Origin of the sequence: Paenibacillus sp. LPE1-1-1.1, assembly GCF_040676435.1 — a bacterium.
Classification (GTDB): domain Bacteria; phylum Bacillota; class Bacilli; order Paenibacillales; family Paenibacillaceae; genus Pristimantibacillus.
The window spans coordinates 185,525-201,561 of record NZ_JBEGHY010000012.1; the positions used below are offsets into that span (position 1 = coordinate 185,525).

15 protein-coding genes and 1 riboswitch are annotated in these 16,037 nt (G+C 45.1%); of the genes, 13 read left to right on the forward strand and 2 right to left on the reverse strand.

Annotated features, from left to right (window positions below; all coding sequences use genetic code 11):
- Positions 1–12: 12 nt before the first annotated feature.
- Together MRBLPE1_RS11550 and MRBLPE1_RS11555 are read left to right on the forward strand one after the other, a co-directional pair.
- On the forward strand, positions 13–849 hold the full coding sequence (locus MRBLPE1_RS11550) for a carbohydrate ABC transporter permease (RefSeq protein WP_364145405.1): 837 nt from the start codon (positions 13–15) through the stop codon (positions 847–849).
- Positions 850–947: 98 nt separating this feature from the next.
- Complete coding sequence (locus MRBLPE1_RS11555) at positions 948–1,169, forward strand: hypothetical protein (RefSeq protein WP_364145406.1); 222 nt, start codon at positions 948–950, stop codon at positions 1,167–1,169.
- Positions 1,170–1,237: 68 nt separating this feature from the next.
- On the opposite strand, the gene MRBLPE1_RS11560 is transcribed toward MRBLPE1_RS11555, so the two are convergent.
- Positions 1,238–2,275: a LysM peptidoglycan-binding domain-containing protein gene (locus tag MRBLPE1_RS11560; RefSeq protein WP_364145408.1), complete on the reverse strand. Its 1,038-nt coding sequence runs from the start codon at positions 2,273–2,275 to the stop codon at positions 1,238–1,240.
- Positions 2,276–2,720: 445 nt separating this feature from the next.
- On the opposite strand from MRBLPE1_RS11560, the gene MRBLPE1_RS11565 reads away from it, so the two are divergent.
- The 5 genes from MRBLPE1_RS11565 (at position 2,721) to MRBLPE1_RS11585 (ending at position 8,971) form a co-directional block, all read left to right on the forward strand.
- The gene (locus MRBLPE1_RS11565) at positions 2,721–3,242 is read left to right on the forward strand and encodes a cysteine hydrolase family protein (protein WP_364145409.1); all 522 of its coding nucleotides are present in this window, start codon (positions 2,721–2,723) and stop codon (positions 3,240–3,242) included.
- A 279-nt stretch (positions 3,243–3,521) separates the two neighbouring features.
- Positions 3,522–3,923, forward strand: coding sequence for a MerR family transcriptional regulator (locus MRBLPE1_RS11570; RefSeq protein ID WP_364145411.1), 402 nt, complete (start codon positions 3,522–3,524; stop codon positions 3,921–3,923).
- A 3-nt stretch (positions 3,924–3,926) separates the two neighbouring features.
- Positions 3,927–5,099, forward strand: coding sequence for an MFS transporter (locus tag MRBLPE1_RS11575; protein WP_364145413.1), 1,173 nt, complete (start codon positions 3,927–3,929; stop codon positions 5,097–5,099).
- A gap of 300 nt (positions 5,100–5,399) precedes the next feature.
- Positions 5,400–5,485: riboswitch (cyclic di-GMP riboswitch) on the forward strand.
- An 86-nt stretch (positions 5,486–5,571) separates the two neighbouring features.
- Positions 5,572–7,260 carry a pyridoxal phosphate-dependent decarboxylase family protein gene (locus MRBLPE1_RS11580; protein WP_364145415.1) on the forward strand — a complete coding sequence of 563 codons (1,689 nt, stop codon included), beginning with the start codon at positions 5,572–5,574 and terminating at the stop codon, positions 7,258–7,260.
- Positions 7,241–8,971, forward strand: coding sequence for a methyl-accepting chemotaxis protein (locus tag MRBLPE1_RS11585; protein ID WP_364145417.1), 1,731 nt, complete (start codon positions 7,241–7,243; stop codon positions 8,969–8,971). The genes MRBLPE1_RS11580 and MRBLPE1_RS11585 overlap by 20 nt, the downstream gene beginning before the upstream one ends.
- Positions 8,972–9,023: 52 nt before the next feature.
- Here MRBLPE1_RS11585 and MRBLPE1_RS11590 read toward each other — a convergent pair whose 3' ends face one another.
- The gene (locus tag MRBLPE1_RS11590; RefSeq protein WP_364145419.1) at positions 9,024–9,416 is read right to left on the reverse strand and encodes a YmaF family protein; all 393 of its coding nucleotides are present in this window, start codon (positions 9,414–9,416) and stop codon (positions 9,024–9,026) included.
- 260 nt (positions 9,417–9,676) lie between these two features.
- Here MRBLPE1_RS11590 and nikA point away from each other — a divergent pair, with 260 nt between their 5' ends.
- The 6 genes from nikA to nikE are packed head-to-tail and all read left to right on the forward strand — an operon-like array spanning position 9,677 to position 15,969.
- Positions 9,677–11,314: a nickel ABC transporter substrate-binding protein gene (gene nikA, locus MRBLPE1_RS11595; protein WP_364145421.1), complete on the forward strand. Its 1,638-nt coding sequence runs from the start codon at positions 9,677–9,679 to the stop codon at positions 11,312–11,314.
- Positions 11,315–11,332: 18 nt separating this feature from the next.
- Positions 11,333–12,277 carry a nickel ABC transporter permease subunit NikB gene (nikB, locus tag MRBLPE1_RS11600; RefSeq protein ID WP_364145423.1) on the forward strand — a complete coding sequence of 315 codons (945 nt, stop codon included), beginning with the start codon at positions 11,333–11,335 and terminating at the stop codon, positions 12,275–12,277.
- Positions 12,274–13,125 carry a nickel ABC transporter permease subunit NikC gene (nikC, locus tag MRBLPE1_RS11605; protein ID WP_364145424.1) on the forward strand — a complete coding sequence of 284 codons (852 nt, stop codon included), beginning with the start codon at positions 12,274–12,276 and terminating at the stop codon, positions 13,123–13,125. Before nikB ends, nikC begins: the two co-directional genes overlap by 4 nt.
- A complete protein-coding gene (locus MRBLPE1_RS11610; RefSeq protein ID WP_364145425.1) occupies positions 13,125–13,961 on the forward strand; it encodes an ABC transporter ATP-binding protein in 837 nt (278 codons plus the stop codon). The genes nikC and MRBLPE1_RS11610 overlap by 1 nt, the downstream gene beginning before the upstream one ends.
- Complete coding sequence (gene cntE / locus MRBLPE1_RS11615; protein ID WP_364145426.1) at positions 13,958–15,169, forward strand: staphylopine family metallophore export MFS transporter CntE; 1,212 nt, start codon at positions 13,958–13,960, stop codon at positions 15,167–15,169. Before MRBLPE1_RS11610 ends, cntE begins: the two co-directional genes overlap by 4 nt.
- On the forward strand, positions 15,166–15,969 hold the full coding sequence (nikE, locus tag MRBLPE1_RS11620) for a nickel import ATP-binding protein NikE (RefSeq protein WP_364145427.1): 804 nt from the start codon (positions 15,166–15,168) through the stop codon (positions 15,967–15,969). The genes cntE and nikE overlap by 4 nt, the downstream gene beginning before the upstream one ends.
- The last annotated feature ends 68 nt before the right edge of the window (positions 15,970–16,037 follow it).

Genomic DNA, 16,037 nt, shown 5'->3' on the forward strand with positions numbered 1-16,037 from the left:
GGAGGGATAGGGTTGAAAGAAAAGCATGCATTTATGGATGCCATCTGGCGCATTCTGTTATTCTTATGGGCGCTGACGATTCTCTTTCCGCTTGCTTGGGTCTTCTATGAGTCTCTGAAGAGCAATCCGGAATTTTTTCAGGACATCTGGGCGCTGCCAACGGAGTTGCAGTGGAAGAACTATACGAAGGCTTGGAACCAATACGGTTTTGGCCAGTCGCTTCTGAATACCCTTTATTATGTGGGTGGAAGCTTGGTACTCGGTATGTTCTTCACGACGCTCAATTCTTACGCGCTGACACGTATGGAGTTTAAGGGGAGAAAAGTAATTTGGGGCTTGATTATGCTATCCTTATTTCTTCCTGGTGTAAATGCTCTCGTTCCTCAGTACGTGGTTATGAGGGAACTGGAATTAACGAATAGCCTGACAGGCTTAATTTTATTGTCCAGCCTAGGGGAAAGCGTATTTTATCTCATGCTTCTGGGCGGTTTTATGAGCTCTCTGCCGAAGGAATTGGAAGAGAGCGCAACGATGGATGGTGCCACGCTGTTCCAAAGATTTTGGCGGGTTGTCGTTCCTCTATCAACGCCGGGTATTGTTACGGTTGCCGTATTTAAGTTTCTTGGATTCTACAATAACTTCTTGGGGCCTTTCATCTACTTAAGCGATCCTAAGAAGTATCCGATCGCGGTACAAATGTATTCTGCGAACAAGCAGATGGAGTATACCGCCGATTGGGTGACGCTGTTTGCGGGAGTAACAATTTCTATGATACCGTGCATTATCATCTACATTCTGTTCCAGAAGCTGTTGATGGAAGGCGCGACAATGGGCGCGGTGAAAGGCTGACATAAGTAAAGTCGAGAACCCATTCCGACGGCAGGAAGTGATTGATTAACGTATTATGGATGTAGGCGTTCGTATTTTTAGCGGAATGGGGCGGCTTCATGCACTTAGAATTGGAAGAGGGAACATGGACACTTTTTATCACTTGCATTACGATCATTTTTCTTTTAAACGCATATGCTTTAATAAGAATGTCGATTATTCATAAAACAAAAGCTTTTGTATGGTTAATCTTTTCCACTATCTTTCAAACTGGAGCATTAGTATTTGGGCAAACATTATTTCCGCAGGATAAAGAATTAGGAATTATGCTGTCAGAATAAAAAGTACATCTCAGGCACACAGAAAAGGCTCCGCTATGGCGGAGCCTTTTCTGTCAGACTTCGTTGACCTAAGTTTTTGGAATTTTCAGCACCGTGCCGGCTTTTACATCATCAATATTTACAATATGATTGTAACTCGCAATGAACTTCACATTTTTGTCGGAGCCGTAATAGATTTTGGAGATGCTGTAGAGCGTCTCGCCACTCTTTACGGTATGAACGGAAGTCTCGTAATCGGGTAAAGTTTTTACTGCGCCTTTTTCTTCATCCGGCTTATAATTTTTCAGGGACGGAATAAGGAGGTTGGTGCCTGCTTTCAAGCCTACATTTTTATCAAGCTTGTTTTCTTTCGCAATATAATTCACATATTCAGCAGATTTGTAAAACATTCTGGAAATCCCTGACAGAGTATCGCCTACTTGGATCAGATAGGTAGCAGGCAAATTAATTTTCGAATAGTCTTTGGTTCCCTGCTGGCTGCCACCTATCGAGCCGGCTGTTGATGACAATACTGGGATCTTAAGCGTATCACCGGCTTTCATATCATTAATAAACACGATATGGTTATACGCTGCAACCAGCGCATAGTGCTCCTTAGATTGATAGAACTTCTCGGATATCGATCTTAGCGTATCGCCTTTTTGGACAACATAGGTGGTTGGAAGCTTCACCGTTTTAGAAGGGGCTTCCGTTGATTTATTGCCATAATCCTTATTTTCTTGCGTTGGTTGTTCTGTCTGTGCAGGCTTAGGAGTCTCCGTCGGATTATCACCTTCTTTGACCGTTGCGTCGGATGCAGTAGGAGCAGGCTCTTCCGTCACATCTTTGTTTTCCTCTGTGGACTCTTGTTCCTCTCCACTGTCAAGGGTTCCGGCGGGGATGGGGTCATCTGCCAAGGGCTCGTTTCCGTTATTCCCATTACTAAGGGAATCCGAATCAGCAAGCGGAAGCGTAGAATCAACTTTATTCGTATATTTACCATACAATGCTCCGCAAATACCAACAAAAATAATGAATATCGCCAGATAGATGATGAGTTTTGTTTGCTTTAAAGATGACAGGCGGCCTTTGGAACGGTTGCTTCTGCGTGTGCTTCTCTTATTCAAAACGTAATCTTCTCCTTTGTTCCTCAACTTAATCCTATTCTATCGGACTTATTGAACCCTGTGGAATGGGCCTAAACAGCCAATTAAGTAGTACCCCAAATGCTCCGTATATAATGGTGCTGTAGTGGCCTGCTATTTTTATTAGGCTAACGGGCAGGATAGTTCCAATATGTGTTAAAATTAGGGAGGTTAATGAACTTCGGGCGACTTCTTTGATGAAAGGTAGGGGAACAAATCGGGGACAATCATTCATGTATATATCGAGCAAAAAACTTTTAAAAGTGATAATTCAACGATGAATGAATGGATTAGAGTAGATGAATGGATATATGACACTCCCTCTGAGGATGATAGTATCAGCTGCCAATTCAGCTGACGGGCAGTAGCGCTTAAAAACTAGTAAGGATTGCAAAAAAATATCAAATCATGGGGTGAGGTCAAGATAATGAAAATTGATATTGCCTTGTTAGTAATTGATGTTCAAAACGGCATGTTTCAGGATGAATACCCAGTATACGACGGCGATGGTTTACTTGAGCGCATAAGCGGACTTATCAAAAAAGCTAGATCATGTGATACTCCTGTTATATATGTTCAACATAATGAAGATGAAGGTTTGGTAACCAATAGTCCAGATTGGAACATACACCCCATGATAGCTCCCGTTGGCGGAGACACCATCATTCAAAAGCATACGCCCGACTCGTTCCATGATACTAATCTCCATTCGGAATTGGCAGCGCTCGGGATTAGAAAAGTTGTATTGGTTGGACTTCAAACAGATATGTGTATCGATGCAACATGCCGTCGAGCCAATGAATTAGGTTATCAAGTGACTGTGGTCAAAGACTGTCATAGTACCTGGAGTCAAGGTAATCAAAGCGCGGCACAAATTATAGAGCACTATAATGATCAATTTCGATCTTTCGCGGAAAATCTTGAATCGTCAAATATTGAATTCTGTTAGGTGTAAAAGAATGGATAAAAGCCCTCTCAGTGAGGGCTTTTATATTGAGGGCTGCAGGATAGCGGACAGTTGCTGCGGCAGCTGCTCCCTTTTTTTGTTTAGCTAACTGGCAGGATAACGCAATAAATGATTGCCGAACTGGGCATAATTACAAAATAATTGAGAGTTGCCTTGTTAATCAGGGCTTTTTTTTATGTCGTTAAACGGCATCAAAAAAAAGCCCTTGACTTGGAGTTCACTTCAACTGTTAAGCTTCGATAAGTTAAGGAGGCGATTGTTATGATGATTTCAGAAATATGCGAGAAATTTGGAATCTCACCTGATACCTTGCGTTATTATGAGCGAATAGGTCTTATTCCTCGTATAAATCGTAATAAAAGTGGGATAAGAGAGTATTCAGAACAGGACTGTAAATGGATTCAAGTCATAATTTATATGCGTAACGCAGGTATGTCCATAGAGTTGTTACTTGAGTACGTAGAAATGGTTCATCAAGGCGATGCGACTATTCAAACAAGAAAGGAACTATTAGTTCAACAACGAGACCAGTTGGTTCCAAAAATTGATAAACTACAGAAATCCCTGCAACTTTTGAACGGGAAAATTGATAGTTATGAACAATCTGTGGTACCGAATGAAAAAAACCTGAAAAGCACAGAAGACAGAGGAGATAAAACTTAACTTATGATAAAAAAAAATAATTTGCTTATATTTATTTTAGCTGTAGGCGTTTTCGGTATTCTAACTACCGAGATGGGCGTAATTGGGATACTACCTTCAATTGCTGAGCAATTTGATATCAGTGTATCCAAAGCAGGTCTGCTAGTGAGCCTCTTTGCACTTGCTGTTGCAATATCTGGTCCTATTATGCCGTTATTGTTTTCAAGAATAAACCGTAAGACGGTAATGCTGCTTGTACTTGGTATTTTCGTAGTAGGTAACATTGTTTCCATATTTGCACCAAACTTTACCGTTTTGCTAATTGCTCGTGTGATCCCAGCCTTTTTCCATCCCATTTATTGTTCATTGGCTTTGACAGTTGCTGCTACCTCTGTTAGAGCGGAAGAAGCTCCTAAGGCTGTTTCTAAAGTGATTTTAGGCGTAACCGCAGGTATGATACTTGGCGTACCCATCACTAATTATATTGCTAGTGGGGCTTCTATAGAAAAGGCCATGTTATTCTTTGCTATCGTTAATGCTATGGCATTCATAGCGACAATGATATTTGTGCCATCCATGCCTGTTAAAGAAAGGCTTTCTTATGGCTCCCAAATAAGCGTATTAAAAAAGCCGGTTCTTTGGTTAGCTATTGCTACTGTCGTATTTATTGGTTCTGCAACTGCGAGTATTAATACTTTCATCACAGAATATCTTGGGACCGTAACGAATATATCGGGGAAAACCTTAACTTTGGCATTATTTTTATTAGGTTTAGCAAGTCTGCTTGGAAATTTGGTAGGAGGAAGGTTACTTACCAAACATGCTATGAAGACTGCAATACTTTTCCCAATCGCATTAGGAATCGTTCTCCTATTGTCATTCCTTACAGGCATGTCCACTGGACCTATGTTGGTAACAATTATGTTATGGGGAATTTTATTTGCTATAGGAAATAATGTCGGTCAATATTGGATTACCTCCGCGGCGCCAGAAGCTCCTGATTTCGTTAATGGATTGTATCTATCATGCGGTAACTTAGGAATAACGATTGGAACCGCAGTAGGTGGATTATTTATATCAGGAATGGGTACGCAATACATCGTCTTCGGGGGAGTACTATTCTTGATATTAAGTTTAATATCTATTCTTCTAAGAAACTACATGTTTAGTCCTTCTACTCTGCTATCATCAAACTAATCAAATAACATGACCGGCGAAAGCATCGTCCGAATAAATGGGGAGTTTCCCTTTTTATCGGCACGATGCTTTTTTATTTCCGGCAAAAAGAGAAGATAAGAGATAGTAAAGGGATTTTATAAAAGAAAACGGTGTCATTTATAATAATAGGAGAATTGTGACAAAAAAAATAACTGTCGACATCATTCGTTAGTTCTTTAGACATATTTAACTAAAAAAACGTTGATTCTGGAAAAGCGAGATAGTAGAATGTTCCTATTAGATGTAAATGTTTTCTAATTAACCTGTAAATTTCTCCAAATTTAATATTGGCAAATCCATCGAAAGATGGTGGCGCAAAGCTATAGGGACTACTTCTTAAAAAGAAATGTCAGCCAGTTGCAATGTTATAAGCAAAGGGTATACCTATGAGAGTTTATAGGTGTGCCTTTTTTATTTAGAGAGAAAAATATCAATGGTGGAGTGAGGTAGTATGAGTATGAATCATCAAACTAATATTCGCAGCTTATTTCCAAGTGATGATGGCAATGTAGAGCAGCGTAACAAGTTTTTAGAATTAATTGGGCAGATCGTTAGCGGTGTCGATGAGCTAAAGGACCCAGAATCGGTTTTTTTGAAAGGGAATAAAGAGCGAGGACCGCTTTTTTATAAGGAGCTGGCGGATGCTAGCAGAATTCCACATAGCGGAAGCCCGTTGGATGAGGTTAATAAAGAGCTTCTATCCTTGCTTCACGCTCATCCCTATCACACCAAATACTTTTTAACCAACATTTTGCCTATGGCCAGCACCCCGGGAATACTCGGCATGCTTACGGCATTTATGGTGAATGGCAATAATTTATGGGATGTATATGGACCGGCTGGCGCCGAAGCCGAAGTTAAGGTCGTTGCAATGATGTCGGATCTTATCGGCTATCACACGGCAGTAAGCGGAGGATATACAACTTGGGGCGGCCAGGGCGCAATATTCACTGGATTGAGGCTGGCGATTAATAAAGCAAGCTCTTCTGCCGCAAAGACCGGAGTGCCCCAAAACTTATATGCGTTCTGCTCGGAGGCGGCACATTACAGCCTTTATAAGTCGATGGAAGCCACAGGGATTGGAAGCGATCACTTAATCAAAATCCGTACCCATGAAGATAGCTCCATGGATATCGAGGATTTGAAAGCGAAAATGGAACAGGTTATCGCAAAGGGCGGCATTCCGATATACGTGGTTGCCACTACGGGTACGACAGATGCAATGGGCATTGACAACCTTGATGAAGTATATCAAATGACAGAACGGTTAGCACGGGAGCACCGTATCCAACGGCCCCATATCCATGCCGACTCGGCTCTGGGCGGATTCTTCGCTTTCTTCAACAACTACGATTTTGCCAATAATCCTTTGAATATTGCGGACGAAGCGCTTGCAGCTCTAAAAGCCATTCAAGCAAAAATGAAACATTTGAACAAAGCAGATTCTCTTTGCTTCGATTTTCAGAAGTTGGGACAAACCCCTTATTCAACAAGCCTATTTTTAGTCAAAAATGCTTCTGATTTAAAGCTTCTGGATTTAGATCCAGACGAGACTCCATATGTCGGACACCGGGGATACGGGCAATATCATACGAGCTACACGTTAGAATGCTCAAGAATGGGAAGCTCCATTAGCATATACAGCGCTTTGCTGGCGTTTGGAATCGAGGGTTATCAAAAACTGCTAGCTCAATTTGTTGAAGTAAATGCCGCCTTCCGAAAAGCGCTGCAGAGGGAAATACCGGAAGCAATCATTGTTAATCCTCTAAATCCAGGCATCATCACATTGTTCCGCCTCTATACGGACGGGCAGAATGGTTATGCAAAAGAATATGCCGGAGCCAGCAGCTATGAGGAAGTAGACAAAGAAAACAAATTAAATGAAATTTTGTTTGAGATACTGGGAAGAGACCGGAGAGAAATGTTCTTTGGCGATACCAAAAAGCATCTTTACGTTCCTACAAGGGATAATAAGAGAATTGCGCTATATGCCAGCAAGCTGTTCGTAATTTCACCGTATACGCAAGTGTCCGATGTTGATGCAATCGTTCATTATTTAAAAGGCAAAATCGAAGAAACATATTCGGAATATAATCGAACAAATACAAGGGAGCTCACTCATGAAGAAGTCTATATTTAGTTTTAATTGGTATAAAGAACATCTAGCTGTAAAAATCGCGTTCAGCATTCTTCTCTTGCAAGTTATCACCTGTGTTGCTTTTGCCGTATCCGGCTATATGACCCAGCATAATCTTTCAGAGAAATTGCTGGAGCAATTCGATAATCGACTGAGTACGGATATACAAATTGCAAGCAATACCTTATCCGTTATCCCGGGTTCAGGGAAGCTGCTAGCAAGCACGGATGACCCAAATTATGCATTGATCAAAACAGAGTTAGAGAAACTGCAAGAGATACATAGCCTTGAGAATATTTACATTCTATCTAACACCGAGAATAACGAACGAATTCTTATCCTATCCGGTGTGCCGGATGATTTTGGAACGCCTTACCCGTTTACAGCTGAAATGAAAGAAGCAATCACATCGAATAGTCCTGTAATAAGTCCTATTTATAATGATGAGTACGGTACACATAAATCAATCTTCGTTCCACTGTCCGATGAGTCGGGTAAAGCATTTGGAATCCTTGGTATTGATTTAGATGCTTCCGTTGTGCCCAATACGACAACAAGCTCAAATCTGACTACCATCATTATTTCAATTATAGTGCTCGTAGTCGGAAGCATAATTGCAATCGTTATCGGTAGGGTAATTACGAATCCACTACGCAATTTAATGTTAGCAGCAGATAAGATTGCAGCCGGCGATATGAAAACGGCTATTGCAGTTCAGAGCAATGATGAAATCGGAAAATTAGCTATATCATTTGGATTAATGATTAATAGCCTTAAAAGTCTTATTCAACAGGTTGTTGCCTCTTCAAATCTTATTTCAGTAACAAGTCAACACTTAGAGCAAACTGTAAATGAGTCAACGAATAGTGCGCAACAGGTTGCTGATTCAACCAACCGGATGACAGAGGGAATTAATGAAATTGTTCTGAGCGTGACCGATAGTCAAACGAACATCAACCACATCGATTCTGAAATTAAAGATGTATCAGGCGGTATGAAGGATATTCAGAACATCGCTGCGGAAGTGCATAACCAGTCAGAACAAGGTCAGGACCTTGTTGAACGAACTCTTCAACAGATGTATGTAATCAAACAAGCAATGCTTCAATCTCAAGAAGCTGCTGCTGCACTAGAGGAACGATCTAACGAGATAAGTGAAATCATAAACATTATCTCTGAAATATCCAATCAAACGAATCTGCTCGCATTAAATGCTTCAATAGAAGCGGCTCGCGCAGGAGATGTGGGGAGAGGATTTGCAGTCGTTGCCGGTGAGGTTAAGAAATTAGCGACACAATCTGCCCAGGCAGCACTGTCTGTGACAGATCTTGTATCCAGTACGCAAGAAAATAGTTTGTTAGTGATGAAAAGTATTAACGATGGAAGTAAAGCCGTTGAGCAAGGGCATTCATGGATACAGGGAACATATGAAAACTTTAAAGGAATTTATGGCGGCGTATCGGAGTTTACCGAGCATACTAACCATATGTTCAGTGCATTAGGCAAAGTGGATGAATCTTTTGAAAAGATAACCGAATCTATGCAGCAAATCTCCGGTATAACGCAGGAACAGGCTGCAGGAACGGAAGAGGTTGCTGCATCTGCGCAGCAGCAAAGCGCTTCTATGCAAGAAATATCCGCAGTAATTATACAACTTTCCAATCTTTCTGTTGATTTAAATGAATCGATAAAACAATACAAGCTAGATAATTAAGAATGAAAAAAAGGTGCTCATGTGAGCACCTTTCTTTTTTAGGCCAACGCTTTTACATATTGCTAACTTCATTTCCTGTTCTTCCTTGATAAGCATGTGAATGAGGATGAGTGCCGTTAATAGTGGTATATCCTTCAAATAAGTGATAGTGCCCACCGCCGGGAAGAGCGATGGCCGGGCCGGTCGTTCCCTGAATAAGGTGGGTATGGCCTTGATTCTGTGAAGTAACAGTTTGATATCCATGCACATGTGGCACTCCGGTAGGAGCAGGAGCGGTCCAACTCATATATTGATGGGAATGTCCGTCATCAATGGAGGTTTGACCGGAAAAGGCATGAACATGGACGGGTGTTCCATTCCAAGACGTTATATATAGCTTATGCGAATGATGGTTATCGTCATCTTCGGAAGATCCCATTACAAATCCGTTAACTGGAATTTTCATTTTTTGCTCCCATTCCTAATGAGTTAGGTACTGAGTTAGTCTATGATGATTCATGTTTGTCAGGTAACGGCTAAAGCCTAAAACAATGAGGTGCAGCATCGTCGACCATTACGAACGGAAAGCACGAGTTGCTTATATATGCAGAATCATGGGGGAAATTGTTATTGACATGCCTACATGATAAAGGTTATCATTCTTACTAAATTGATAATGATTATCATTTTGAGAGAATAGAGAGAATGAGAGGGGTCATCTTAGAAATGGTTGCAGGAAAGAGAAAACCAATGGTTCTACTGGCAGCGGCAATCATGCTGCTCTTGTCCACCGCCCTTGCAGGCTGTTCCAACGGGGGCAATGCGCCGGAGCAAAAAAATGCTGAGGCAAACGAAACGTCAGCAGAGAAAGTCGTTACCCTATCTTGGCCGCGTGATATCGGGCCCATGAATCCGCATGTGTACAATCCGTCGCAGCTCATTGGACAATCGATGATCTTCGAGCCTTTGGTCGATTACGAAGAAGGCGGCAAGCTGGAGCCTGCATTGGCCGAGTCTTGGACGATTTCCGAGGACGGTAAGGAATATACATTTAAAATCCGGGAAGGCGTAAAGTTCTCCGATGGTTCTGCTTTTAACGCAACGATCGTTAAGAAGAACTTTGATGCGATCATGAAGAATGTTGACAATCATAGCTGGCTCGGCTTTATCGCTCTTCTTGAGAAGACCGAAGCAGTGGACGAATATACATTTAAAATGAATTTGAAAGAAGCCTACTATCCGACGATCCAGGAATTGTCAGTCGTACGACCTGTCCGCTTCCTTGGAGAGGCCGGATTCCCAGATGACGGTGACACATCGAAAGGCGTGAAAGCCTCGATCGGTACAGGTCCATGGATGTTGAGCGATTATAAAACGGACGAGTATGCGACATTCACCCGTAACCCGAACTATTGGGGCGAGCAGCCGAAGGTCGACAAAATCGTCATCAAGATCATTCCAGACGGCGATACGCGCGTACTGGCTTTCGAAAAAGGCGAGCTCGACCTGATTTATGGTGAAGGGATCATTAGCTTGGATGCATATAAGCAGCTTGAGGCGTCCGGCGAATATGAGACCAAACTTTCCGAACCTGTTGCTACGAGACAGCTGATACTGAATACGGCTAATGCAGCATTAGCAGACTTGAACGTGCGTCTTGCGCTGCAGGCGGGCTTTAACAAACAGGCGATGGTCGACGGGGTAACGTCGGGATTCGAAGAGAAGGCCGATAATTTGTTGTCCACTAACCTGCCTTATACGAATATTACCGTTACACCTATTCCTTACGACATAGAGAAAGCCAAGTCCTATCTGGATGAAGCGGGCTGGAAGCTGCCCGAGGGCAAAACGGTTCGTGAGAAGGATGGCAAACCGCTTGAACTTGAGCTGATCTATGAGAAAGCCGAGCAAATTCAAAAGCCGATGGCCGAGACGCTGCAGGCTGAATGGGCCGCAATCGGCATTAAGCTGAACATTACCGGTCTTGATCTGACCGAGCAAATTAAACGGTTCCGTGCAAATGACTTTGACCTAAACTTCTTCAGCAACTATGGTTCGCCATATGATCCGCACTCCTTTATCCAGATTACGGCTGAGAAGGGCTTTGGCATTGCGGAAGCTCTGGCTAAACTGCCGATGAAGGCACAGCTCGACCAGCAAATTCATGATGCGCTCGGCTCGACGGACGAGAAGAAGCGCGAAGAGCTGTACGGTTCCATTTTGACGACACTTCAAGAGCAGGCAGCAATCGTTCCGATCTCCTATGTGAAGAAAATGGTCGTTGCCAACAAAAAACTGGGCGGCGTTGAATTCCCGGCAAATCGGGATGCCAATGCATTCTCTAGTCTGCAGATTAACGAGTAATCGCCAGGGAGGCCATTCATGGGCAGCTTTATTGGAAAACGGCTGCTTGCCGTCATACCACTCTTTTTCTTTGCCACGCTGCTGGCGTTTATCTTAGTCCATCTCTCGCCGGTCGATCCGGCCGAAGCCTATCTGGTAGCGGCACATATTCATCCGACCGACGAGATTCTCGAGCAGAAAAGACATGAGTTCGGCTTGGACCAGCCGCTTCCCGTTCAATACGCCCAATTCCTGATGAAGATGTGCCGACTTGAGTTCGGCACATCTTATCTTACGAATGAGCCGGTCTGGGATGAAATAGCCATGCGTATCCCTGCCACGCTTAAACTGGCGTTCGGCAGCATTGTTTTAGCCGTAATCATTAGCGTTCCAATCGGTTTCTTTTCGGCTATGTACAAGAACGGCATTGTCGACCATATGAGCAGGCTTATTGCTTTTTTTGGAGCATCGATACCTCAGTTCTGGCTGGGGTATTTGCTCGTTTTCTTTTTCTCCGTCAAGCTGGATCTTCTGCCTGTCCAGGGTGCAGGCACGTGGATGCATTTAGTACTGCCTTCGTTAACGCTGGCAATGGGGTTGATCGCTATTTATTCCCGTCTGCTGCGAACGACTGTCCTGGAGCAATTGGAGGAGCCCTATGTGTTGTATGCGAGAACTAGAGGAATGAAAGAGCGGGTCATTCTGGGCAAGCATGTGCTGAGAATTGCGATTTCTCCCATGTTGACAGGACTCGGGATGAACATGGGCAAGTTGCTCGGCGGTACGATCATCGTAGAGGAAGTGTTCTCCTGGCCGGGCTTCGGGAGGTATTTTATTGAAGCTATCTTTAACCGGGATATACCGGTTATACAATGCTATGTGCTCCTCTCGGCCATTTTGTTCATCGTCTGCAACTTGATCGTAGATCTTCTGCAAATGGTGCTCGATCCTCGAATTTCCAGGGAAGGGAGGGCTCAGCGATGATTGCGACCTTACGAGCCAGCATCAGAAGCCCCCAAATCGCAATCGCCTGCTCAGTTGCTTTGTTCGTGCTGTTTCTGCTTACGGTTCTAGCGCCCTGGATCGCGCCGCATGATCCCATACAGGTGAACCTGGCTCTTAAGCTAAATCCGCCTTCATGGGAATATCCGCTGGGCACAGACCATTTGGGGCGCTGTACGCTATCTCGTCTGTTATACGGAGCGCGTGTTTCGCTAGGCTTTGCTTCGCTCATTTTCATTTCATCGCTCGGGATCGGGCTGCTTATCGGAACCTTGTCGGGGTATATTGGCGGATGGATGGATTATGTGCTCATGCGGTTTTGCGAAGGTGTCATGGCTTTCCCGACACTCGTGCTCGTGCTTGGTTTGGTCGGCGTGTTCGGTCCGGGCCTTGCGCAGGTCGTGCTGGCAATGGTGCTCGTGCAGTGGGTATATTATGCCCGTATGTTCCGGGGGTTAGTGATCAGCTTGAAGGAGCGAAACTTTATTGCCGCAGCACGGATCAGCGGATCCTCACAGTGGAATATCATTCGGAGGCATATCATTCCGAACGTGCTTCCGCCGATTGTTGTCATGGGGACGCTGGAGATCGGCTGGGCTATTATGGATATCGCGGCACTTTCCTTTCTGGGGCTTGGCATACAGCCTCCATCGCCTGAGTGGGGCTCTATGATTCATGAAGGAAAAGCTTATATTCGGAGTAACCCGGAACTTATGATGTACCCGGGGCTTCTCATTTTGCTTGTTGTTGTCATGTTTAATCTACTTGGTGAAGCGTTGTCGGAACGGCTTGGCGTCAAGAAGCGTTTTGGGAAGGACGGAGAGCTTTAATGGTGCAATCGGGGCCTGTATTGGAAGTAAACGGACTGAAGGTGCAAGCGAAAACGCCAGATGGCACCGCTTCTCTCGTCCATGGAATCAGTTTCGAACTGCAGCCTGGCCGTGTGCTTGGCCTTGTAGGCGAGAGCGGCAGCGGAAAGACAGTGACAAGTCTTGCGCTGCTTCAGCTTCTTGATCGGAAACAAACGAGCATGGAGGGAAGTATTCGACTGAATGGAAACGAATTGATTGGCATGAAGCCTAATGCCATGCAATCTATTCGCGGGAAAGAAATTGGGCTTATTATGCAAAATCCGATGAATGCGTTCTCGCCTGTAGCTACGATTGGCTCCCAATTTGTCGAGACGATTCGAACGCATTCCCGCATGACCAGGAGAGAAGCGGCAGAACTGGCCATTGCCTCGATGGAGGATGTCCGCTTGCCGAACCCGGCTGAATTGATGCGGCGATACCCGTTTCAACTGAGCGGGGGGATGCTGCAGCGTGTGATGATCGCTATTTCCATGTGCTTGAAGCCTGCGGTTATCATCGCGGATGAGCCAACGACAGCGCTGGATGCAACGAATCAACTGCAGGTTCTGAGACAGCTGGACCGGCTGCGCCAAAGCCAGGGCACCGCGGTTTTGTTGATCTCTCATGATTTGGGCGTTATTGCGGAACTGGCTGATGATGTGATCGTTATGCAGCAGGGGCAGATTGTCGAAAGGTCGGATGTGCATACGCTGTTCGATCATCCGAAGCATGAGTACACGAAGCAGCTTCTACAGGCACGGCCAAACTTGAAGTCAAGTGTGCCTGAGCCATTAACGGAGCTTGTACACGCATGAGTCAGCAGATACAAAAGCAGTTGCATGTGGAGGCGGAGAATCGTCCCTTTGGAACGAATGCCATTCGTATTTATATCGTTTCCTTGTTGTTTTATACGGCGAGCCATACGCTTCTTGTGCTTCTTCCGCTTCACGCGCACAAGCTTGGAGCGAGCCCGTCTCAAATCGGTCTGATTATGGGCGCGTACATGTTTACCTCAATGTTTTTGCGGCCGGCAGCCGGAAAAATTGTCGATAAACTGGGAACCAGAAGAGTATTTACCGCTGCTTTGTTGTTGCATACAGCCGTCATCTCACTTTATCTGATCGACGAATTAGCTGTGTTTGCTGCCCTGCGAATGGCGCAGGGAGTCATTCTCTCGTTCGTCTCTATGGTGCTTCATCTGATGATCGTGGAGGCGCTGCCGGAGAAGAGCAGGGGGCAAGGAATGTCGCTTTTCTCGCTCTCCTCCATGCTGCCTTATACGTACGGGCCCTTTCTGGTTATTTATTTTGCGGATCGTGTGCCGATGTCCTACCTCTTTGGTGCGCTCACCCCGCTTGCATTGCTGACGCTGGTTGTCGGGATGACCATCAAGCTTCCGGAACGCATCATGAATGCTATACCGGAAACGGATGGGGCGGCGGGTGAAAGGCCGTACAGAGCGTGGGACGATCCCAAGCTGCTGCATCCTTCGATGATCATGCTGCTTGCTTCCGTAATCATCGGTACGGTGGCTTCTTTTCTGCCTCTTTATTTGCAGCAGAAGAGTATGCCTTACGCGGGTCTGTTCTTCTTGACCGAGACGATTGTTCTGGTATCGCTGCGATTTATGGGACGCAAGCAGATTCCGACAAACGGATATTTTCCGATTCGCATGATCGCAATCTTCATTCTGCTCCTGACGGTATCAGCAACGCTGATTCGGTTCGGGGGATCGCCGGTTCTACTGGTGCTTGCTGCCATTTGCAGCGGTTGCGCATTGTCCATGCTGTATCCGACTCTGGTGACACATGTAACGTTTATCGTGCCTGAACGTGCCCGGGGCAAGGGGCTGGGGCTGTTTATTGCAGCTGCTGATTTCGGCACGTCTGTCGGCACAATGGTTCTTAGTTTCATCGCGGATAGCTATTCGTATCGAGTGATGTTCTCGAGCTGTATCGGGATCGGGCTAGCGGCCTTGCTGCTTGTCCTGCTGGCATCAAGAAGACAGGAGAGGATTGGATGAGTCTTTTACAGGTTGAGGAGATCTCTCATGCGTACCGTTCATCCAAACGGTTGTGGGGGTCAGGAGGCCTAACGACCGTGCTTTCACATGTGTCATTTGAGATTGAACGCGGTCAGTGCCTAGGTTTGCTCGGAACGAGCGGAGCAGGCAAAAGTACACTGGGCAAGGTTATTCTTGGCTTGGAACAGCCGCGTCAGGGGAGGATTATCTTCCAGGGCCACGACCTGTACAACGCAGATTCACAAGCAACAAGGCAGCTTCGCAGGGATTTGCAGGTGGTGTTTCAAGATTGTTATTCCTCGGTCAATCCGCGAATGACGGCTGAGCAGATCATCGCGGAGCCGCTGAATAATTACGAGAAACTCACACGAGACGAAGGGAAACGACGGGTTGGCGAACTGCTCGAGGCAGTCGGGTTAAAGGCAGACGATATGCGGAAATACCCGCATACATTCAGCGGCGGCCAGCTTCAGCGTATTAATATCGCGCGGGCAATCGCCTTGAAGCCGAAGCTGATCGTATTGGACGAAGCTGTCAGCAGCCTCGATACGGTGAATCAAGCTTTGATCCTGAGTCTGCTGAGTGAGCTGAAAGCGACGCTTGGCCTTTCGTATCTTTTTATTACGCATGATATAAAGGCGGCCCATGTGATTTCGGATTCACTCGCTGTAATGGACAAAGGACAGATTGTGGAGCTGTGCAGCGATAAATCCCAGCTTGCAGCATCCACGCATCCCGCGGTGCGCGAGTTATTCGATTCGGTCCTTTCGGAGCATCCTAGGGATCGATTGCTGAGATGACAGAGCAGTCCCCTTCATTCCCAATAAACTTATGGATTGAAAACAAATAGACCCGCTTTTCCTATTGG